The sequence below is a fragment of the Rubripirellula amarantea genome, assembly GCF_007859865.1.
Lineage (GTDB): Bacteria > Planctomycetota > Planctomycetia > Pirellulales > Pirellulaceae > Rubripirellula > Rubripirellula amarantea.
This window is the reverse complement of the sequence record NZ_SJPI01000002.1, coordinates 1-26,125: the sequence shown is the minus strand read 5'-3', so window position 1 is coordinate 26,125 and position 26,125 is coordinate 1. Positions and strand designations below refer to the sequence as shown.

The 26,125-nt window shown below is 55.3% G+C and carries 1 protein-coding gene; it reads left to right on the top strand.

Annotated features, from left to right (window positions below; all coding sequences use genetic code 11):
- Positions 1–295: 295 nt before the first annotated feature.
- On the top strand, positions 296–26,125 hold a 25,830-nt coding region (locus tag Pla22_RS13800; protein WP_146515440.1), incomplete at its 3' end, for a LamG-like jellyroll fold domain-containing protein.

The following is a 26,125-nucleotide window of genomic DNA, read 5'->3' as shown; positions in this document are numbered from 1 at the left end:
CATTCAGGATACGGAAGCGCGCAGGCCCAAATGTTTGGACATAGCGGTTCCATATCTGTCATCTTTCGGTTGCCGTGCTCGTAACGATCATTCGGACTGGATCGAACATACCTGCACGTTCGGGGAAACCTACTTGCAACCGGTTCGACTCAACGGGTCTGCGTAATCGTTAGAGTCGATGGGATCCGAAAACAGTCGCTGCTTTGCCGGACCGCCCCCCATTTGTGCCGAATCCCAAGGATGAGACGGATTTCTTTAAGGCGCCACCGGTTTGTCTCGACCGGGTGGCAGAACGATGGATCGAACTGTGGACAACAAGTCGCCGAAACGAACGTTCAACTTTTACCCCCTCGAAGACCGAGTGCTGCTAAGCGGCGAGGGCCTCGAAGGCATTGACGCCACCGATGCGCAGAATGCGGAACTGGCCGATTCGGTGTTTGACGTTGTTGAGGCTGAGCATCTATCGCCCGCCGGTGAGGCTCCGCAATCGCCGGACGATCAGCCTGCCCCCCTTAGCAATGACACCATCGATACCCCTACCTTCGATCCAGCTCTTCCGTTGGAAGTGGTGTTCGTTGATTCGGGAGTAGAAGACGCCGAAACGCTACTAGCTGATTTGCGAGACGACTCGAACGGTACGCAGTGGCTGGTGGTTACTTTGGACGCCGATCGCAACGGCATCGATCAGATCACCGATACGCTAAGCCAGCTATCTGGCATTGATGCCATCCACCTGATTTCGCACGGCGATGGTGAGGGAATTCAACTTGGAAATTCTCGCTTGGATCTCGATTCAGCGCCCTCTTACGCCGGCGATATCGCCGCGTGGGGCCATTCCATGGACAACGATGCTGACCTTCTGATTTACGGTTGTGACTTAGCGAGCACCGAATCGGGACGTGACCTGATCGAGATCATTTCCTTGGTCACCAACAGCGACGTCGCCGCAAGTGACGACGCCACCGGGCATGAAGATCTCGGTGGTGATTGGATCTTGGAATACAGCGTCGGGGATGTTTCGACGGACGTGGCGTTTGGTTATGCGGCACAGTCGAGCTGGTATAGCAAGTTGGACATCACCAGCAACCTGGTTCTACACAACACTTTCGACACCGACGCCAGTGACAGCAGCAGTAACAACTATGACGGAACGCTGACCAACGGTGCAGTGATCGACACCAATGGTGGTACCAGTCGAATTGGCGACGGAAAACTGAGCCTGGATGGTAGCAACGACTATGTTGACTTCAGTTCGCATGCCGCGAATTTCCAAGGAATCACTGAAGGAACAATCTCCGTGTGGGTGTATCACGACGTCAACAGTCGCGATGTAATATTTGAAACCTCCGACAGCGGCGATGACGACTCGCGAGTCGTCCTATTTCGAGATATCGACGGTTCGTTTGACTTCTATGTCCGCGAGGGTTCGACAACACTGCTGGACGTTTCCACTGCGGCTGGTGTGATCCCACAGAACACCTGGACTCACGTCGCGGTGACGGTGAACAGCTCTGGAAACAAGCTATACGTCAACGGCGTGCAACAAACGGCCGGACTCACTTACGACGTAGGATCGTCAAGCACGAATGTGTTCTTCGATGATGTTGCCAATCTCGATTTTGGCAGTTGGGGCGTCGACAAATATGGCGGATCAAGCTTTACACGCTACTTTGATGGTTTCCTGGACGATGGTCGCGTCTACGACCGGGCACTGACCTCGAATGATGTTGGAGAACTGTATTCACAGTCATTTACGATCGAAGTCGATACAACGAACGACACGATTGATGGGACTACCACAGACGTGGCCACCCTGTTGGCCAACCGCGGTTCCGACGGATTCATATCGCTTCGCGAAGCCATCGTTGCAATCGAGAATGATGTCACCGGCAACTGGACGATCCAACTCAGTGCTGGTACTTACACACTCGATGACACCGGTGCGGGAAATTCGACAGCGGCACTAGGAGACTTTGATATTACCAATCAGATCACCATCGTGGGCACAGGAGTGGGTGACACGATCATCGACGCCGCATCGCTTTCCGATCGCGTTTTTGACATTGACGGTTCCGGTGATCTAACGCTGCAGGACTTGACCATTGCCAACGCGAGCTCCTCGAACCAAGCCGGCGGAGCGATCGAAAACGATGGAACATTGACGGCAACGAATGTGGTGTTCGACAACAACGCCAATACAAATAACACGGGTGGTGCGATTTCATCCGACGGAACGACCAACCTGACGAACGTTGCGATTGTTAATAACTCGGCGGCAACTGGTGGCGGATTACATGTTGGCGGTGGTGTCACAACCGTCACGAATTCAACTTTCAGTGGCAACGAGTCGTTGTACAACGGCGGTGGAATTTCGGTATCTGGCGGAATTTTGAACCTGGACCATTCAACGGTCGCCAGCAACGCAACACTCTCCAGCGGATCCGGCGGCGGTTTGAACCGGTCAAGCGGAACGGCGAATATCAGCAACTCGATCTTTGCTGATAACACGTCACAAAACGGGGGACGAGATGTCAACGGCACGATTGTCAGTGGCGGTTACAACATCATCGAATACAACGCCAATTTCACCGGCACCGTTGGAACGGACATCCTGGGCAGCGATCCGGCACTTGCAGCGTTGGCGCAGACCAACGGCACCTACGTCCATACCTTCACCACGTCCAGCATTGCCTACGACGCTGCTGTCGGATCGTCGCAAACGAGCGATCAACTCGGGTCTGCACGTGATGGATCCCCGGATATTGGTGCTTATGAGTTGGCAGCCGGTCCTCTGCTCTTTACCGTCGACACAACAGCCGATACCGTCGACGGCGCGACTACGGATGTCGCAGCGCTGTTGTCCAACCGTGGTGCGGACGGATTCATCTCGCTGCGGGAAGCCATCCTCGCGGTCAACAATGACTCCTCGACGGATTGGACCATCGAAGTGGGCGCAGGCACCTACACGTTCGCGGCCGGGGCAAACGATATCGCCGGTGACTTTGATATTCGCAACAGCATGAAGATCGTCGGCGCTGGCATCGGCAACACGATCATTGATGCGAATCAAAACGAACGTGTCTTTGAAGTCTTCTCGGGAACCGTCACCTTTCAAGACATGACCATTCAAGGTGGTCAAGGGAATGCCGTTGGTTCCGGTATCGATGTGAACGCGGCGGCCAATGTTACACTCGATACCGTTCGCATGTTCAACAACGAAGCCAACAATGCCCAAGGCGGAGCCATTTTCAGCTCCGGCACGCTGACGATCCTCGATTCAGAATTTGATTCCAACTATGCAACCGGTGCCCAGGGCGGTGCCATCAGCAGTTCGGGAGATTTGACGATCGAGCGAACCACGTTCACGAACAATTGGAGCAACAATCACTTTGGCGGTGCCATCTATCAGTCCGGAACTGGGACGGGGACCATTTCCGATTCTCTCTTCGTCGGTAACTCAAGCAATCTTAACTCAGGAGGCGCGATTTACGGTGCTGGTGACCTGACCATCACCAACACGACATTTAGTGGTAACAGCGCCGGTGCCTCTCACCATGGCTCAGCCATTTTTGTCACTAACGGAACGACGACGCTGCAGAACGTCACGGTGACTGGCAACACCCATGGAGACATGGGAGCGGTCCGCGTTTCCAGCACAGGCACACTCGACATCCGCAACACCATCATCGCTGGCAATAGCGGCGGTGGGTACGCCGACCTTTCTTCCGGAGGCACGGTCAATGATCTGGGCAACAACCTGATCGGCGATGGAAGCGGTCAAACCACCCTGGTCGATGGCGTCAATGGAAACCAAGTCGGAACCAGCGGCAGTCCGCTTGATCCCATGCTCGGCGTGCTGGCCGACAACGGTGGTCCGACATGGACTCATGCTTTGTTGACAGGCAGCACGGCAATCGACGCGGGTAGTAACACGGGTGCACCCGCAACCGACCAACGCAGTGTCGCTCGCGATGGCTCGACGGACATCGGCGCTTATGAGTTCGCCGATGCTGCGCCAAGTGATATTCAAACCTCTGGCACAACGGGTGGTGGGCTGAGTATCAATGCCGATTCCGGCAACGATGTCTACCTACTCGCTGATGACGGCAGCTCCATTCTTGGCGGGCTTAGTTCGCTGAGCTACGAGGTTCAGTTCGAAAGCACTGATGCCGGCGGTGGTGTCCCACTGCTGTCCTACGCGACCGGTGCATCCAGCAACGAAGTTCTGTTTTACATCACCACCGGCGGAGATTTACAACTGGGGATTGGAAACTCGAACGCCTATTCGGATGCGATGGATTATCGCGACCTTCTTGACGGCCAAAGGCATAGCATCGGGTTCACCTGGGACGGCGGCACCGGTGAATGGGTCTTTTATCTTGACGGTGAAGTCGCCGACAGCCGCGCACTTTCCGGAGATCCGCTATTGCAGCAGAGCTACGTCACGGCAACCGGCGGTGCGATCGTGTTTGGCCAAGAGCAAGACTCCGTCGAAGGTAATTTCCAAACTGACCAGACATTCAGCGGCACCCTGTTCAACGCCCGGATCTTCGGCGATGCCCGCACCAGCACACAGATGTATCAAAACCATCGAAGTGAAATCCCGCATAACGAATCGGGATTACTGGCCCAGTGGAACTTTGGTGATCTCTCTAGCAATGGCGTGATCACCGAATCAGTCAGCGGAAACAATCTTACGGTCAAGCATACTTCTGAAATTGGATTCACTTCCAGCGAGCCGAACTTGACGTTTACCACTGATGAGAACTCACTTACTGGCACCATCGTCGGCAATGTCTACGGCGTAGATCCCGAGCGTGATGCGAGGATCGCCGCGCTGCTGGCAGCCAATTCCAATTTGGTCTACAACGAGGAAACCGGCAAATTTTACGAAGTCATCGTTGGTTCGTTTGAGTTTGCCGCAGCCCAGACGGGTGCCGAAAGCGACACGTTAAACGGCGTCAACGGACAACTCGTCACTGTTCGTTCGGCGACCGAGAACGAGTTTCTCGCCTCCTACGCCGTTAGCTTTGATTCGGATTTCTGGATAGGCGGATCGGATGCCAATGTCGAAGGCGAATGGCGTTGGGTGGAAAACGGCGCCGAAGCCGATCTGTTTTGGAACGGGACAGCCGATGGTTACGCACCCGCGGGGGCCTACCACAATTGGTTTTCGGGTCAGCCCAACAGCGCGGTCAGTACAGAAGATGGGATTCGATTCCTTGCAACGACAGGCGAGTGGTTTGACCACCGGGTCACCGGTAGCGGTTCGGATCTTAATTACTTGGTCGAATGGGACGCCGACGATGTTCTGGATGCAACCGATGCCCTGACCTACGCGATCAACTCTCAAACTGTTGCCGGTGCATTCACAATCGATACGAGCACGGGCGCGATCACCGTCGCCGACGGTTCGCTGCTGGACTACGAAACCAACGCGACGCACTCGTTGACGGTTCGTGTGACAGATGTCAACGCGAATACCTACGACGAAGTGTTCACGGTTTCATTAAATGATCTGGTCGAGTCCAACAGTCCGCCCTCCGATCTTTCCAGCGGTATCGAACTAAATACCGATGGTGGCAACGACAGTTATCTCTACATCACCGATGGTCGACCAGTCCTTGGCGGATTGACCGAATTGACATTGGAAGCATCGTTCCAAATTGACTCGGTGCCCAGCGGATCGATCCCGATCATTGACTACCAGGAAAACGGCATTGCAACCGAGTTTGGTGTTGCGATCAATCCCGATGGAACAATGGTAATTTCGGTTGCTGACGTATCCCATTCCACCTCAGGGATGTATTCGCAACTGCTTGATGGTGAACGACATCACATCGCCGTCGCGTGGGATAACACACAGGGTGCAGTTCAAGTCTTCATCGACGGAGAATACGTCGAGTCGCTTAGCGGAGTGGGCACGGGAGTTGCCTTGCACAATGCCAGCGCGACGCAACTGGTGCTTGGCCAAAATCCAGACGACGCAGGCGATTTCTATTCGGATGAAGCGTTTAGCGGAACGCTTTTTGATGTCCGAGTGTGGGATGAAGTCCGCAGCGAAGCCGAGATCTCGCTCAACTACCAAAATAAGTTCGATAGCGGAAGTTTGCCCACTGGCCTGGTCGCCAATTGGCAAATGGATGGATTCAACGGGGCCAGTGAAGTTGTCGATGTGGTCAGCGGAAATAACCTAAGCGTCGGTCACGCCACCGGCACGGGCTTCACCGCCAGCACGCCCGTCGAAGACTTGCACATCAGCGAAAATGCCACCAACGGCTCAACGGTTGGTTATGTCATCCCGAGCGATCCGGATGTTAGCAATGATGTTGTCAACGATGGATTGTTTCAAGAGGCTTCACCGCCGTCGGGTGGAAGCACTTCCTATGCGGCATCAACCAGCTTTGGCGACTGGACGGTGGGTGATACGACCGGCGTGGTGCTGTTCAATGGCGATAATGCAGAGAGCCCACCAAGTGGCGGACATGTCGTTTCCCTCAACAATGCCTACGCTTCGATTTCTCAAACGCTGACCACAGAAATTGGCAAGCAATATCAAATTGTCTTCGACCATGCCGGCGGATTTGGCGATGGGGTGGTCGACCATGTCACGACTCGCGTCAGCGCGGATGGTCAGTCGCAGGATTTCACGCTGGAAAAACCGTCCGGATGGAATTTCTATTCCAACCTCGGATGGGAAACTCACAGCATGACATTTACTGCCAGCGACATCTCCACTGAGCTTATCTTTCAGACGACAAACGAAACGCTGAAAGACAGTGGCATGATCGCGGGCATCCGCGTCATCGAAATCCCTGCCGCTGTCACCACGATCCTGAACAACGACCCGACGCTTTCGTACGACGCGGCGACGGATAAGTTTTATCGGTTTGTTGATTCACCGACCAACTTCAACGCGGCTTTGGCTGCGGCGACGGCAGATTCGGTGAACGGTGTTTCCGGGCAACTGGTAACGATTCGCTCTGCTTACGAAAATGATCTCATTCGGCAGTTCGCGTTGGATTCCGCACAAGACATTTGGCTGGGAACGTTTGATACCAACAACGACGGAGACTGGAACTGGCTGGATGGCAACGTCGAATCGGACGAACAATTTTGGACCGGCGGAGATCTCGGGGCAGCCGCAGCCGGATTCTACGCGCCAGAGTTCAGTCAGTCCGAGGTCGATGGTGAAGACTATGCTCGGTTGTCCCAAGACGGAATCTGGGCTGATACCAGCGAAAGTGGTAACCTCGCCTATGTCGTTGAGTGGGACGCCAGCGAAGTCTTATCCAACTTCACGTTCAGCCTGACCGACGACGCCGATGGTCGATTTGCAATCGCTGCGAGCACCGGTGAGATTACTGTCGCCACAGGCGCAATTTTGGACTACGAAATCGCAGCCTCGCACGACATCCGTGTGCAGGTCACCGATGCCGCTGGAAACAGCTACACCGAAACGATGACGATCGCGGTTGATGATCAGAGCGATATCTTCCACGACCTAACCGACGGAAATGATGATGGCATCATCACCGGCACAGGCGGCGGGAACACGATCTATGGTGGTAACGCTGATGGAGTGGCGGACGGCGGAGCGGTCGTCAACGACACGATCAATGCAGGAAGCGGAAACGACGAGATCTATGGTGGTGATGGCGACGACGTGATCAACGCCGATGACACGACGGTCGCCGATATGTTGGCCGCGGATCCGTCGCTCGTTTACAACGAATCGACTGGCAAGTTCTACAAGCTTGTCACTGGCACCACCGATTGGGACAGCGCCAAAGAAGCTGCCGAATCGTTCAGCGTGCTCGGGCAATCGGGACGTTTGGTGCAGATCGGCACCGCAGCGGAAAACGCTTACGTGCAATCGTTGGCCGGTGGAGCAACGATATGGTTGGGTGCCAGCGACACGGGACACCAGGACGCTTTCGTATGGAACGATGGAACACCAATCAGTTACGAAAACTTCGTATCCGGTGACCCTAATGGTGCTCAGAACGAAGACGCTCTGATCCTGAACGCGGACGGCACCTGGAGCGACGCTTCCGAAGTGCTGTCTTATGCGTACGTGATCGAGATCCTTCCTGAACACATGGACGACGTTATCACTGGTGGATCCGGTGACGATGTGATCGAGGGCGGGATCGGTCGCGATGTGGCCGTGTTCACCGGCCAAGCGTCAGACTACACCATCACCGACAACATGGACGGGACGTGGACGGTCACCGACAGCAACACGCCGCGTGATGGCAGCGACACGCTATCCGGTGTCGAACAGTTTCGTTTCAGCGACCAAACCTACGAAACCGCCAGCAGCAGCTTTAACTCGGCTCCCACCGATATTGAACTGGTCACGCCCGGCGACGACTTGATCGCCCAACCAATTGAGGACCTTCAGACCTACACCGGTTACAGCAGTATTTACAGCTCTGTCGTGCCCAAAGCCGACGGTGGTTACGTGCTGCTGTACACCAACTACGACTACAACTCGGGCTATGACATCATGGCCCAGCATTATGATGACGATGGCGTGGCGGTTGGCGAGCCCGACATCATGAGCCGGCAAATCCTGACCTACAGCGATCTTGAATTTGATGTCGCGACGTTGGAAGACGGCACTCACGTCGTCACTTGGTACGACAACGCCTACGAGATCCGAGCACAGCGCTTTGACGCCGATTTCAACGAACTCGATGACGCTTTCACGGTCAACACAACCGGAACCTATTATCAGTATTACCCGGATGTCGCATCCACCGGTGATGGCGGGTTTGTGATCACGTGGCGTAGCCAAGTCGATGAAGACAGTGATGGCTATGCTGACTTCAGCGACGTGTTTGCACAGAAATACGATTCGACCGGTACCGCGGTCGGCGCGGAGATTCATGCGACCACACAAACAAGTCACCAATACCAAACCGCAGTTGCTGGATTCGCGGATGGCAGCTTTCTGTTGACATGGCGAAGCGACAACACCGCCGATGATGGGTCGGGATCGGCGATCATGGGCCGGTTCTACAATACCGATGGCACGGCCAACGGAGCAGAATTCCTGGTCAACACAACCACCAGCGGCACGCAGCATCGTGCTGAAATGGTTCAACTGGACGCCGACAGTGTGCTGGTGACCTACGAGTCTTCGGACGGCAGTAGCTACGGCGTCCAGGGGAAGATCTACAACGTCAACGGGACTCTTGAAAAAGACGAGTTCCTCCTGAACGTTACCACAACCAGTAATCAGTTCCACCACCAAGTCATTTCGCTCGACGACGCTGGGTTCCTGGTTGCCTATGTATCCGATGACTCGGGAACGAACGGACGGATTCTGGCTACCCGCTTTGACAGCGCCGGCAATTTGGTCGGCAGCGAATTCGAGGTCAGTACAGAACAAGTCAACTACCAACAGTTGCTGCCCAGCGTCGCCCAACTAGAAAACGGCGAGATCGTATTTGCTTGGGAAAAGACCAGCAACTACTCCGAGGCCACTGAAACCAACGACAAGGTTTTCCGACGACACTTTGATGTGGACGGAACTGCCCAGACCGCCATTCTGGAAACCGAGACGTTTGCGCAAGTCGGCAATCTGTACCCACATGTGACGGCACTTGCCGGTGGTGGTCACATCACGCTCTGGCACAACTACGGATTCGAGGCCACAGGCGGAACTTCGGCGGGAATCATTGCACAGATTTACGATGAAGCCGGTGACCCCGTCGGTGCGCAGTTTGTGCTTAACGTTGAAACAGTTAACAGCGAACTCTACCCGGCGGTGGAAGCCTTGCCGGGCGGCGGGTTCGTTGCCTCTTGGACCACCACCAATGATGGCAACAGCTATGGTGTGATGGTCGCTCGCTATGACAGTTCCGGCACGATGGTCGGAAGCGAACAACTGGTCAATACAGTCACCCACTCGGTGCAGCAGGTGCCGGACATCGCGGTGGCCGATGACGGCAGTTTCGTTATCACCTACATGAGTGCGCAGTACGACAGCGTCGCGAACTCCTACGAGCAACTTCTCCAACGCTTCGACGCCTCCGGCAACAAGGTTGGCGTCGAGACGATGGTCAACCAGAATGTCTCGGGCGTTCAGTACTACGGCGAAGTGAGCTACGGCACCGATGGCAAGTTCCTGGTCGCTTGGGGCGACTCCACCGGTGACAGCAGCGGATGGGGCGTCAAAGCACGACTGTTCAACGCCGACGGCACGCCGGCCGATGATGAATTCCTGGTCAACACCAGCGAGTACAGTTCACAACTTCATCCAACGGTTGTCACTCTTTCTAACGGCAAGTACGCCGTGGCATGGCAGAGCAGTGGCACGGATGGAAGTCGATACGGCGTCTACGCGCAACTTCTAGATGCGGATGGAACGCTCAGCGGAAGCGAATTCCTCGTCTCGCAGATCACAGCCGGAGATCAGGACTCAGTCAAACTACAATCGCTTAGCACCGGTGGATTCGCAGCCACTTGGATCGGCAGCGGTGACGGCCAAAGCGCCGCCATTTGGGGCCGCACGTTCGATGCCACGGGAACCGCGACCAGCGATGAGTTCCGAGTCAGCGACACCTCCGATGGTTGGAACGTTTCGCCAAGTCTAACCGAACGTGCCGACGGCTCGCTGATCTTCGCATGGACCACCTATGACCGCGAATTGGGAAGCGTTGTCCAGCAACGGATTTACACCCAAGGCCTCGTCGATAGCACCGAAACCGGCGCCATCATTGGTAAGTTCACTACCACCGATCCGGACGCCGCCGACACGCACACCTACGAAATCGTCGCGGCGGACACGAATGACTTTGAAATCGTGGAAGGGCACTTGAAAGTCAAAGCAGGTGCAGCGTTTGATGCTGAAAACGATCCGCCTCGTAGCGTGACGATCCGCACCACCGACAGCGTCGGAAATACGTTCGACAAAGTCTTTGTCATCAATCCTCAGCCGACCAACTACGGGCCGACTGATTTAGTACTGCCAACCAACACGGTGGCCGAAAATGCTGGTACCGGAACCGTCGTGGGAACGGTCACCGTCAGCGACCCCAACCCGGCCGACACGCACACGTTTGAACTCACCGATGATGCGGGCGGCGCGTTCCACATCGACGCCAATACGGGTGTGATTTCGATTCTAGACAGCACGCTGCTTGACTATGAATCGGACGCAACGCCTGACTTGACCGTACGGGTCACCGACAGCGGTTCGCTCGTCTACAGCGAAACGTTCGCGATCAATTTGACGAACGAACTGGACGCCAATCAAATCGTTCCAGGACCTCAATCGGTCGCTGAAGACGAAGTGTTGACGTTCAATGTTGCTAATGGCAACGCGGTTACGATCGGCGATGACGGAGTGGCCGACGATTGGTTCCAAGTTTCGCTTTCCGTCAACGATGGTGTATTGACGCTCTCGCAAACGACAGGGCTAACTTTTGTCGAAGGCAGCCAAGACAGCGGTTCGATGGTCATCAACGGAACCGAGTCTGATATCAACGCAGCACTCGAAGGCATGACATTCACGCCGGATGCGAACTTCCATGGCGCCGTGACGTTGAACGTAACCACAGCGCTCGCCGTTGACCTCGAAGCGCATTACACCTTTACAGGCAGCAACGCAAACGACCAAAGCGCCGGGACTTCGTACGACGGAACGCTCAGCGGCAATGCAAAGATCGTCGTCGATGGGACTCGCGGCGATGTCCTTAGCCTGGACGGCACGGCTGACTATGTTGAAGTGGCGAGTCGATTTGGTCAGCCCGCTAACGTGACATTGGCTGCCTGGATCAACCTCGATAGCCTAGGCGCAAGCGGCTCCGACATCATCAACATTAGCAACAACCTTATTCTGCGAATCGACGATACAGACGGGCTCACCGCGCAGTTCCACAACGGATCGGCATTCCGAAAACTCGTGAGTAACATTCATCTGGAAGGCACAGGATGGCGGCATGTTGCCTTCACGTTTGACGATGCCGGTAACCAACAAAGTCTGTATTTGGATGGAGCGATCGTAGCGTCGAATACCTTGAACGAGTCCATTAACCACGGCACACTCGACGTGACTCGTATCGGTGCCGACGACACCAACGCGAACTGGGACTTTGAAGGTCTGATCGACGATACTCGCATCTACACGCGAGCCCTTTCCTCCGATGAGATTTCGGCGCTTGCAGCAGACGAAGCCGAAGCCACCGACACGGTCGCGATCACGGTCACTTCAGTCAACGATGATCCTATCGCGGTCAACGATCGTTCGGGTTTGACATTCGACGGTGTCGATGACTACGTCAATGTCGGAGACGACGTATCACTGGAAATCACCGGTTCGACGCTGACGATGGAAGCTTGGGTCAATCCAGCTGCCTACAACGCAGGTCCGGGTTCGCTGGTGATGAACCGCGAAGGTGAGTACGAAATCGGTATCAGCGAGACAGGTACGTTGCGCTGGGCCTTTGACAACACCGACCCGAACTGGGCATGGCACGATACAGGCTACGTTGTCCCGCTCAACGAGTGGTCTCATTTGGCAGTCAGCTATGACAACGGTGTTGTTAGCACGTACGTCAACGGAGTCTTGGTCGAAGTGTATGAAGGATCCGGAGCGATCACAGACGCGAACGCGCCGATGGACAACTTTATCATCGGTGGACGCCAGAACAATCCGACCGGGCAATACTTCAACGGTCAAATCGACGATGTTCGCATCTGGGATGTCGCTCGGACCCAATCCGAAATCCTTACAAACATCAATCAAGACCTAACACCACAAGCCGGACTGCTGGGAAATTGGCAGTTCAATGAAACCAGCGGAACGATCACGGCTGATTCCGGTGGAAGCAACGGCGGGACGCTGGTCGACGGTGGTTCCGGTGCGGCTGGTCCTCAGTGGACATACTACACCACTGACCAAGATACGGTCCTGAATATTGCGGCCGGGAGTGGAGTTCTTGCCAATGATGTCGATAGTGATGGCGACACGTTGACCGTCACCCAAGTGGAAGGCAGCGGCGTGAATGTCGGCGCAGCGACGACGCTGGCCTCTGGTGCAACCGTCACGGTGACTTCCACAGGATCGTTCGACTACAACCCGAACGATGCGTTCAACCATTTGACGCCTGGCCAAACCGGCACTGACTCGTTCACTTACCAAGTCAGCGACGGCAACGGAGGCACTTCAACCGCCACGGCATACGTGACGGTCACCGGTGACAACGATGCGCCGACACTCGATAACAGTGCGAATTTTTCGCTCGATACGATTTCGGAAGACGATGCTGGAAATAGTGGAAACACCATTGCAGAGATCATTGCTAGCGATGGTGGAGACCGCATCACCGATGCTGACGGTGATTCCGAAGGCATTGCGATTTTCTCAACCAGCGGAACCAATGGCACTTGGCAATTCAACACCGGTTCAGGTTGGACAGACATCGGTACGGTCGCAGTCAACAGTTCACTGCTGCTAAGGTCAACCGATAGCATTCGATTCAACCCGAATGGCCAAAACGGCGAAGTCGCGATCATTTCGTTTGCAGCCTGGGATCAAACCACGGGAACAGCCGGATCCAAAGTGGACGCGTCTAGCTTTGGTGGAAACACGGCATTTAGCGAAGACACCGATTCGGCAAACATTACGGTGACCGCGGTCAATGACGCTCCCGTCATGACACCGTACGCTCCCACCTACAGCACGACTGAGAATTCGGCTCCGTTCGGCGCACCGGTATCGACGTTGTTGGGATCGAGCGTCTCGGACGTCGATTCGGGTGCCGTCGAAGGCATCGCTGTTTACAATTCCACTGGATCCGTCGGAACACTGGAATACAGCGTCAATGGAGGCAGTTCTTGGCAGACGTTCAATTCGCTTTCGGCAACAAACGCCCTGCTGCTTCGTGCAACCGATTTGTTCCGTTATACGCCTGATGGAATGAATGGCGGAACGATGACGCTGGACTATTACGCCTGGGATCAAACCAGCGGAACAGCCGGATCATCCGTCGACGTGACTACTCGAGGCGGGACGACCGCGTTCAGTTCGGTCGACGATACGGTGACAATCAACGTGTCGGACATCAATGACGAACAAGTCGTCTCGACCAACGATGGAGCGACATTCGACGAAGGCTCGTCTAGCAATACCATTTCTCAGGCAATGCTGGAAACGACGGATGCCGACAACACCACCAGCGAAATAATCTACACGGTGACGGGATCGCCCAGCTACGGCCAATTGATGATGGACGGAATGGTCGCTACCACGTTCACTCAAGCCGATATTAGTTCTGGTCGGCTTTCCTACGACCACGACGGCAGCGAGAACTTTGCGGAAAGCTTTTCGTTCAGCGTCGACGATGGAACAGGAACCGCGTCGACAGGCTCTTTCAGCATCACGCTGAATCCCGTGAATGACCAAGCCGTCGCGATCACCAGCGACGGTGGCGGTGCAACCGCGAGCGTCAACGTCAACGAAACGATTTCGTTTGTCACGCAAGTCACCGTCAGCGATGGCGATATGCCTGGCGATACGATGACGTATTCGATCATCGGCGGTGCCGACCAGAACGACTTTGCAATCGACAGCAGCGGCAACTTGACCTTTGTCAGCCCTCCGGACTACGAGAACCCCGATGACGGCGACACCGACAACGTCTACACCGTCACCATTCAGGTCAGCGATGGTATCCACACCGATGCTCAAGCATTCACGATCACCGTTGCCGATGTGCAAGGTTCAACACTGACCGTCACGACGACATCGGATGTCGACGACACCGGCTTGGGTGCCAGCTACACGATCGAAGAACTGTACGCGGTGGGCGGCGGGAGCGATGGCTTTGTTTCGCTTCGGGAAGCAATCACCGCGGCCAACAACACTCTCGGCCAAGACACAATCAACTTCGCGATTCTCAACACCGACGCCGGATATACCGGAACGGATGGCGTGGATGCGTACTGGCAAATTTCGCTCACCGCAGCTCTGCCGACCATCACCGAATCCGTGATTCTGGATGGAACGTCTCAAACCACGTTTGGCGGGAACGTGAATCCCGGCACTTTGGGAGCCGTTAGCGAAGTTGGGGTGAATGATCAGGCCATCAGTGACGTCGAACGTCCAGAAATCGCGATTGTCGGTGCGTCTGGTTTCTCTGGACTGGTTGTCTATTCGGACGACGTGACGATCCAGGGTTTCTCGATGTATGGATTCTCGTCCGCCAATGCCATCTTCATTGACGACGGTTACCAGAACACTCTAATCGACTCCAATGTCTTCGGCGTGAGCCCAACAGGAATCGCCGATCCGGGTGCGGCGTTGAACTCGCAAATGCACGTTCATACCAACGGTGCCGACAATGGCGTCTTGTCGAACAACATCCTGGCCTACTCGACCTCCACAGGCTTCTACGCCGGCAATGGTTCCGACGGTTGGACGATCACCGGCAACCAGTTCATCAACAGCGGATACAACCACATCAATGGTGACGCCATCGCGATGGGTGGTTCGACGGGTGGTACGATCGACGGCAACTACATCACCGGCAGCTCAACGCAAGCGATCATTCTGTCCGGTTCCACCACTGGCGTTACCATCAGCGACAATACGATCGTCGGAAACGCGGTGGGCCCGATTTCTGGTACGCACACGCAGTACGATGCCATCGCGTTTCGCAGTGGGACCAACGATATCACGGTCAGTCAGAACATCATTGCCAACAACTATGGTGCCGGCATCACGGTGAACAATGGTGCTTACGGCATCGAGATCACACAGAACTCGATCTACGGCAACGGCACGATCCTGTCGCTTCAGGGTAGCGCGGCCAGTGGCATTGTTGGCCTCGACTTGCAGGGCACTGGCGAAGACGTTGCTCAAGGCACGGCCCCCTACTACACAGCCAACGACGCCGATGACGTCGACACCGGCGGAAACTCACTGCAGAACTTCCCGGTCATCGACTTTGCCAGCAGCGATGGAAGTCAGTTGGCGGTATCCGGTTCGTTCAATAGTCTGGCCAGTCGAACGTATCGGCTTGAATTCTTTCTATCCGATGAATATGCCAACGGTCATGGACAGGGCGAAACCTATCTAGGATCGATCGACGTCACCACTGACGGCAGCGGCAACGCGACGTTCATCACGACGTTGACGGCGACGATCCCGACAGGCATGCAGGTGACTGCAACCGCGACCGACTTAACGACGAAAGAAACGTCGGAATTTTCACAACAGTTCGCCATTAACGACGCGCCTCATATCTTGGGGCAAAATGCAATCACCAACGCTCAGTTCACGACCGACCTGAGTGACTGGTCCGCGACCGGGGACGTCGATTGGCAAAGTTCGGAAGCTCGATTCGGGCAACTTGGTGGTGCTGCGGGCGTTCTGTCGCAAACCTTCACCACGGAAGTTGGCAAAGAGTACTTCTTGACGTTCGAGTATGGCGATCGCAGTGCGACTAAGTCTCAATCGCTTCAAGTCGATGTGAACGGCGCGGCATCGTTGCTGGCCGAAGCGATCACCAGTGGCGTCGCTGAAGATGCGTTACAGCTCTACACGTACAGCTTCGTTGCCGATTCCACCTCAACGACGCTTACCTTTACCGATACGTCTGCCGATCACTCGGGTGTCCGAGGCTATATCGATTCCGTCGAAGTTCGCACTGACAGCACACCTCTTGCCGCGATTGATTACACCGAGAATGACGGGGCAGTCCAAATCAACAACGGCTTCAACTTTGCCGACGTTGACGACAGCAACCTGGAATCCGCCGTGATTTCAATCACGGGCAACTACACCGACGGCGAAGATGTGCTGGCGTTCACTAACACCGCAAATATCACCGGCGTTTGGGATTCGGGAACCGGAACTCTGACATTGACCGGAACCGACACACTGGCCAACTACGAAGCTGCCCTTCGTAGCATCACCTACACCAACACTAGCGATGATCCGTCAACGTCAACTCGAACAGTTAGCTTTACCGTCAACGACGGGGACGAAGATTCCAATGTCAGCACACGTGATATTGACGTCACCGCAGTCAATGACGCACCCGTCTTGGACAACACCAACAATCTAACGCTGACGACTCAGGCCGAAGATGATGGGCCGCCCGTCGGTGCCGTTGGAACGTCTATTGACAGCCTGGTTGATCTACAGGGAGGCGGCGGTAACGACAACGTGACCGACCCCGATGCTTCGCAATTAGGAATCGCACTGACGGGAACCGACACGACCAACGGAACGTGGTGGTATTCGCAAGACAACGGTACCAACTGGACCGCCGTGGGCAGCGTTAGTGATTCATCGGCACTGCTACTGAACGCGAACTCAAACACTCGCATCTACTTTGAATCCGACCTCGATTACAACGGCACCATCAGCGACGCGATTACGTTTCGTGCGTGGGATCGAACCACGGGATCGCCCGGGAACACCGCAGACGCTTCATCTAATGGTGGAACAACGGCGTTCAGCACCGACACGGAAACCGCTGACTTGACGGTCACGTCGGTGAATGACATTCCAACGATCTCGACCGGCTTTGATACCTTCATCGGTGATTTTGGCGGAAGTACATCCAATTCAATCCTCGGCAAGGGGACCATCGCAACGAACAATTGGATCGCGATTGATCCTAGCCAAACCTATGACATCTCCGCGACCGCTTTCTCGGGCGACGGAGCAGGTGGGAACTACGATCCGAGCGAAGTTCACTACCTTGGGTTCTTCAGCTATGACATCGATGGCAACCAAATCACGTCGATGCACACGGGGCGTCACGCGGGCGCCGTGGACACGACCCTTGCCGTTGACCTGGTAGCAGGTGCAACTCAAATCGTTTTGTCCGATGCAACGGGATGGTACGAAGGCTCGTCTCTGAACAATCGCAGCTTTGCTTGGTACGGGTACACCAACGACCTCGGTGAAACCTACGCGGATTACACCTACACACGCAACACGATCACCAATCTTTGGGACCAGAATGCCATCGACCATGCGACGGGAATCATTACCCTGCGAACGCCTTGGGCTGGCCCCACAATTTTGGCTGGTGAAGCCGTTCGAAACATGTCTCCCACCGGTGGCACTTACCAGTATCCACTAGCCTCAGCCCTCGCCATTGACGAAACGGGCGCGACATTTACCACCACACTCGGTGGCGGTTTCGACAGTGGCTCCACCAGCCAAACACTATTCCGACACGGCACTGCCTACATTTCGCCGTTGGTGCTCGCCAACTTCACTAGTACCAGCAATCAACTGAACGTCAGTGATTTCACAATCGAGACGAATCAAGGCACGACCGTGTTCACCGAAGACGGTGGGCCGATCGCGATCATCGACACCGACTTTGCAATCACGGACAACGACGACATTCACGCTGAATCAGTCACCATCTCGTTGACTAACGGCAAGGCTGGCGACATCCTGCACGTTAACGAAGCGGCGATCAACGCGCTGGGTATCTCGGTCGCGGGCATTCCTGCGGGCGAACTATCTGGGAACGGAACGATCACACTGACGTTGACCAGCAACGTCGCCAACTCGGTCACCTTCGCGGATTACCAGAACGCGATCAACGAAATCACGTTCGAAAACACCAGCGACGATCCCGATACAACCGATCGAACGATGACCTTCGTGGTCAACGATGGCGACAACGATTCGGCCACTGAAACGCTGGTCATCAAGGTCCACGAAGTCGACGATGCTCCCGTCGTCTCGGTGACGGCTGATTCGCCGACCTGGGCCGAAAGCGGGCCTGTCGGATTGTTCAGCGACGCAAGTATTGATCTGGTTGAAGCCGGTGAAGTGGTCCAGTCCATCGTCTTAACGGTCGATGACATCGGTAACGGAAGCGACGAGCGTTTGATAATCGACGGCGAATCGTTCCGACTGCTCGATCTCGTTTCGGGTGTCACGGATACGAACGGCTATCAGGTGTCTGTCTCGGTCACCGGGTCACAAGCAACGGTAACCATTACCAAGTCCGGCGGAATCAGTGCAGCCAACGCAGAGACTTTGATTAACGCGGTCGCCTATGACAATCTGAGCGATGCACCGACCGGAACAACGCGTACCGTGACTCTGCAGTCCGTCACCGAGTCGGACATCGATGGCGTCAACGACACGACCACCAGCGTCGCATCGGTGGTGACGATCGCTGATGTTAATGATGCGCCCGAGTTTGTTGGCCCCGAACTGATTACCAACGGTACGTTTGATACGAACTTGACGGGTTGGACAACCACGGGGGCCACGATCAATCTAGGCCCAGGCGAACTGAACTTCGGCGGCGGCGATGTCGCTGGTCCGCATACCGCTTCGCAAACGATCGCGACCGAAGCCGGACAAACTTACCGTTTGACCTTTGATTATCGTGATGGCTCAACGACAAAGACACAATCGCTGCAAGTCACCGTTGATGGCAGCAGCAATTTGTTGACCACGTCTCAGATCGTCACTGATGTCGATGGCAACAGCTTTGTCCGCTACGAATACACATTCACCGCGGACTCATCAGCATCGACACTGACGTTTACCGATACTTCCGATACCGCGGGCGTATCCGATGGCACCACGTCGGTCGACGGAAAGGTCGACAACGTTTCGGTCAAGCAAATCGACGGGCTTTTAGGTACGGTCGGATTCACCGAGGGCGGATCGGCGGTGGTTCTCGATACCGACGTCACGTTATTTGACGCCGAAATAGAAGCCGGGCTGGATAACTACGACAATACGACGTTAACCATCGTCCGAAACGGTGGCGCAAGCGGCAATGATGTGTTCTCGGCCACTGGAAACCTTGATCCATTGACGCAAAGCGGCGCGTTGGTGTTGAGTTCACAAACGATCGGCACCGTGGACGTCAATTCCGCTGGCACGCTGACGCTGCGATTCAACAGTTCGGTGAATCAAGCGATCCTGAACGAGGTCTTGCAGTCGATCGCCTATGCAAACACTAGCAATGACCCAAGCAGCAGCGTTCAATTAAATTGGACATTCGCCGACGACAACTTCGGTACCCAGCAGGGCACCGGTGGTGAGCAATTCGCAAACGGATACACCGTCGTCAACATCACATCCGAGAACGACGCGCCAACCATCGACGTATTGACTGGCCAAACCGTCTCGGAAGGTGGTGGCATTGTCCTGTCCTCGGACAACCTTTCGTCATCGGACTCCGACAACGACAATTCATCACTGGTCTACACCGTTGACAGTGGTCTGGCTAACGGCTTCTTGGCGCTAAGCACCGCCAAGTCGACTCCGATCACCACCTTTACCCAGGCTCAACTTGATGCTGGTCAGGTGATCTACTTCCACGATGGCAGCAATACGACCAGCGATTCGTTCAACTTCACTGTTAGTGACGGATCGCTTAACGATACAGGCACCTTTAACCTAACGGTCACAGCGGTGAACGATGCGGTCCTTGCCGTGGATGACACCAGTGCCTTCACTGTCGCCGAAGACGGGTCCGTCAACTTTGACGTCTTGAGCAACGACACGGACAGCGAAGGTGATACGCTCACAATCACGCATGTCGACGGCCAAGCGATTTCGGTAGGGAACAGTGTTTCGGTTGCCAATGGTTCGGTACGTTTAGAAGCTAACGGCACGCTGACGTTCACGCCGGCCCTGGACTACAACGGGCCGATCGCTTTTGAATACAGCGTCAGTGACCGCCCTACCGCCAGCGGATTGGCTGGTCAATCGTTGTCCATCGAATCAGCAGCCGACTTTGGCAGCCAGTTGTTCTCGGTTGATTTGGATACGGGCGAAAAGACACTGATCGGTGATCTTTCGATCAATTCCACCGCGATGGCCTACGACGTGGCGTCCGACATGGCGTACTTTATCACCAGCGATGGTGGAATCTATGCTTGGCAGCGGGGTGAACCGACCAGTTCGCTTGCCTTGGTCGGCAACATCGAAAGTACCGGCGACGGTTGGTCGGCGCCCGTTCCGTCGGCATACACCCACCAAACGGCCGCCTTCTACAACGGTTCGCTGTACTTGGTACCAACGGCGAGACCCGCTGGCAGCGTCATTGATGATGCACTTTACCGTGTTGATTTTTCGGACCCCACGACCATCAGCGATGTGGTGAAGGTCGCTGACTTGACCGGCGACGCGTTCGAATGGAACAACAACGACGACATCGCCATCGATCAGGCGACCGGCATTTTGTACGGTCGCGCCGACCACAATGACACGGGCAACAGCCTTCGTACGTCGTTGCTTTTCTCGTACAACCTCAATACCGATACGTACACCGAGATCATCCGCACGACTTACGCGTACGACTACGTCACAACATCGAACAACCCCAATTCCTTCGATGATTTCCGCGATGCGAGCACGGGTTTGACAGTCGGTGCCGACGGCAATCTCTATGGTACCGACAGCGCTGGAAAACTCATCCAGGTGAACACGACCGATGGCAGCGCGACGACCGTTTCGACGTGGTTGATTCAGGACAGCGACGGACGGGCGGGTGGTGACCTTGCTGCGGTGACTTCCACCGGGTCAATCTCGAACGGCGTCGTTACCGGTAATGTGACTGCGGTCAACGATGCGCCCGTTTTGGACAATTCGGGAGATCTGACCCTGCCGACGATCACGGAAGACGACGTCAACAATGGCGGCCAAACCGTGGCACAACTTTTAGCAAGCGACGGCGGCACACCGATCTCGGACGTGGATTCTGGATCGGTTGACGGCATCGCGATTACGACTCGAAACAATGGACCGGGAGTCTGGCAATACTCGACCGACGGCGGAACTAACTGGTCGAACGTCGGCACGGTATCCGATTCGTCAGCACTGCTATTGCGTTCAACTGATTTGATTCGATTCGAGCCTAACGGTGAAAACGGCACCACGAAGGATTTCACCTTCCGTGCTTGGGACGGAACTAGCGGAACAGCGGGTAGCAAGGTCGATGCATCGAGCAACGGTGGTACGACTGCGTTCAGTTCTGCAACCGAGACCGCATCGATCGTTGTCACTAGCGTCAACGATGCACCGACGATCAACGATGGTTCAGTATTCAATTTTGCGGGAACCAACGAAGACACCAATTCGTCCAGCAGTACTGCGGCAGACATCTTGGCGTCGAGTTCCTTGAACGATGTTGATTTCTCGTCGCAGAGTGGGCTTGCGATCACATCATTGACCGGCAACGGAACGTGGCAATACTCGACTGATGGGTCAACGTGGACATCGTTCGGCGCCGTGTCGGCGTCCAACGCATTGTTGCTTAGCTCCACGACTCAGATTCGATTTGCACCGGATACCGAAAATGGTGAAACGGCGACGTTCAGCTACCGAGCGTGGGATCAAAGCAGCGGAACAGCTTCGACGAACGGATCGACCAGCCACGGCGATACGTCGACCAACGGCGGCGTGACGGCATACTCATCGCAAACCGCTTCAGCGCAGATCACGATCACGGATGTCAACGATGCACCTTTCTATAACACGGCTGGCGATACAGAATTCACAACGATCACCGAAGATGATCTGAACAACGCGGGTGAAACGGTCGCTGACTTGATCGCCAGTGCAGGTGGTAACCGGATCACGGATGTAGATGATGGTGCCGTCGAAGGCATCGCGATTCGATCGGCTCAGGCAGGTAACGGCACGTGGCAATACTCGCTTAACGGCGGAACGAGCTGGTTGGACGTTGGTACGGTCACGAACTCGTCGGCACTGCTGCTTCGCGATACGGACATGCTTCGCTTTCAACCCAACGGCGAAACCGGAACGACGGCACACCTAAGCGTTCGCGCTTGGGACCAAACAACGGGAACGGCTGGCACGAAAGTCAACACCAGCGTCGGTGGTGGCTCGAGCGCTTTCGGCACAACCCCCGAGACGATGTACATCACCGTTACCGATGTCAACGATGCACCTGAGGTCACCAGCCCGACGACCGCTACGGTCATCGAAAGCGGTTCATTGATCTTTAACAGCGGCGGAGCTGGACTGATCGATACCACGGATGTCGATGGCGATACCCTGACGGTTACCCTAACGGCCAATCACGCATCGCTTGTATTAGCTCAAACGACCAACCTCGTCATGATCGACGCAGACGGGACCGATGGAACATTGCAGTTCAGCGGTAGCGTGGCGGACATCGATGCCGCGTTGAACGGACTGACGTATAGCTCGCAAGCCGGATACAACGGCAGTGCGACGTTGGCCGTATTGGTTGACGACGGCAGCCTGACCGATTCAACAACCGTCGCAATCACGGTCAATCCGGGTCAAACGACCTTCACTTGGGACGGCGGCGGCGCATCGAATGATTGGTCTGACGCTGATAACTGGGACCATGACTTGGTACCCGAAGCCGACGACATTGTCGTGTTTGACATTACCAGCACCAAGGCATCGACCGTTGACGCATCATTCGTCGGTGCGATCGCCCAGATCACTGTCACCGCGGACTACACCAATACGATTACGCAGGCACGCGATCTGAACGTGACCGGTAACATGAACTTCCAAGGCACCACGTGGAATGCGTTCGGCGCGACACTTGATGTTGACGGCGACTTCACCGTAACCGATCTTCGCAGTGGTGGTGGTGATCTGTTCTTCGGCGGTAACTACACCCACACCGGCGGTGCCAACAACTTCAGCGGCACGTGGACATTCGATTCGACCGACGCGCAAACGATCGACGTCGCGCGAACCATCGGTTCGGTCGACTTTGCGTCCGACAGCACTATCACTTTAGCTAGCGATCTAAGTGTATCGGGTGACCTTACTCATTCGTCGGGCAGTGTCGACTTTGCTGGCCACGAAGTGATCATCAGCGGTACTGGCAACCAAGCGATCGACGCAAGTGGATTGACGTTCGACGATTTCCGATTCGACAACGCATCGGGCACGATCACCATCACGGGTGGATTGGACGTCGACGGCGACCTTACTTACACCAATGCCGCGACAATCAACGGAGCAGGGATTTTCGCATCGGGCAATGTTGTCACAACTGATGCTGCGATTTCCGGCACCAGCTTGCTGACGCTCGATGGGACCACTGACCAACAGATATCCACCGGTGGTGGAACAGGCGAACTTGGCAACCTGGCAATCAACAAGGCATCCGGTACCGTTGAGTTGCTTAACGACATTGAACTGGGCGGCAACTTCACGCACACGTCCGGTGGTTTTGACGCGGGCGGCAACACAGTCGAGTTTCAAGGGCACAACACCACCATCACGGCGGGAACCGCCACCTTCGACAATGTAATTCTTAACAGCACCGTGTCAGGAACTCGCAACATCGTCGGCACGCTCGACGTTGACGGAGACTTCACTCTATTGAGCGCCGGTTCGCTCAATGGTGGCCAGATCACGGTGGCTGGAAACATGACCTTCACTGACACGCTCTACAGCGGAGCCACAATGATTGTGGCCAATGGCACTGGCAATCAATCCATCTCGGCGGGGGCCGCTGGCGCGAAGGTTGAGCACCTAACGATCAACAAGGCGAGCGGTACCCTCACCTTCGGCACGGACTTGATCATCGCCGGAGCGCTCACTCACACCGCAGGCAATGTTGCTGATGTCACACACACCATTACCTTTGGCAACAACTCGGGAACGATCAACGCCAGCGGAATCAACTTTGGCGACGTTGTTTTTGATTCGAACTACAACAAAAACATTGTTGGCGTATTGAACGTTGACGGAAACCTAACCATCACCAGCGTGATCGCGATCAACAACGGCGAATTACGCGTCGCCGGTAATGTCACCTCGACGGACACCACTGTGGGTGGAGACGCCACTTTGACTTTGGTGGGAACCGGGGATCAAACAATATCGGGCGATGACTTGGCAGGTGGTGATATCACGATCGACAAGGCGTCGGGCACCGTGATTCTTGCTGATGCATTGGTGCTAGACGGAACGAACCAAGACCTCAACGTCATCGCCGGTTCGCTCGACATGAACGGACAAACCATTACCACCACCGGTGATGTGGTTGTGGATAACGCGACCCTGATTGGATCGGGAACCGTTACCAATGACTTGACCATCCAGAACAACGGTCTTGTCCAATTGGCAGCTAGTTCGACGAGCGTGTACGAAACGATTTCCGTAGGCGGCAACCTGACGATCAGTGCGGATAGTGATCTGCAACTCGATGTGTCTGGAATGTCCGTCGGCGGCTATCTGAACGACATCTTCACATCGGGTGGATTGAGTGGAACGTGGGACACCATCACGCTTATCAATGATGGCGTCGGCTTCACGGTTCATGATGAGTACAACAACCCATCGGGCTCTGTTGACCTATTCCTGAACTCCAATCCAACCGGCACCATTTCAGATGTCACCGTAGACGAAGATGCACCCGACACGGTCATCGACCTAGATGCGGCGTTCAGCGACTTAGAACATGCGGACAACGAATTGACATACAGTTTGGTCGGCTACGCGGGTCCCGCATTCTTGGACTCGGCGACAATCGACAACGCTGCTGGCACACTGACGCTGGACTACGCCGCAAACCAATCTGGCAATGTTGAGATCACCGTCCGAGCAACCGACGCTCGTGGGCAATACACCGATGTATCGTTCGACGTAACGGTCAATGCGATCAATGACGCTCCCGTGGCCAGCGATGGAACGGACAATGCTACCGAGGACGGAAGCCAAATATCGGGAACACTCGTCGTCACGGACAACGATCCTGGTGATACGCATACGTTTACTTTGGTGAGCGGAACTAGTGAGGGAACTGCGGTTGTCAACTCCAATGGTTCCTACACGTTTGACCCCGGTGCAGATTTCCAAGACTTGGCCGTTGGTGAAACTCGCGACGTGACGTTTGTCTATCGTGTCACCGACGACGGTGTTGGCAATCTGAACGACGAAGCAACCGTGACGATCACGGTCACCGGCACGAATGATGCGCCGGTTGCTCAGGCTGGTACGAACTCGGCTACCGAAGATGGCGCGACCGTTAACGGGCAACTGACGGAAACTGACGTCGATACCAACGACACGCACACCTACGCGTTGATTACCGGGACCAGCGAAGGCACGGCAGTGGTCAATGGCGATGGTTCCTACACGTTTGAT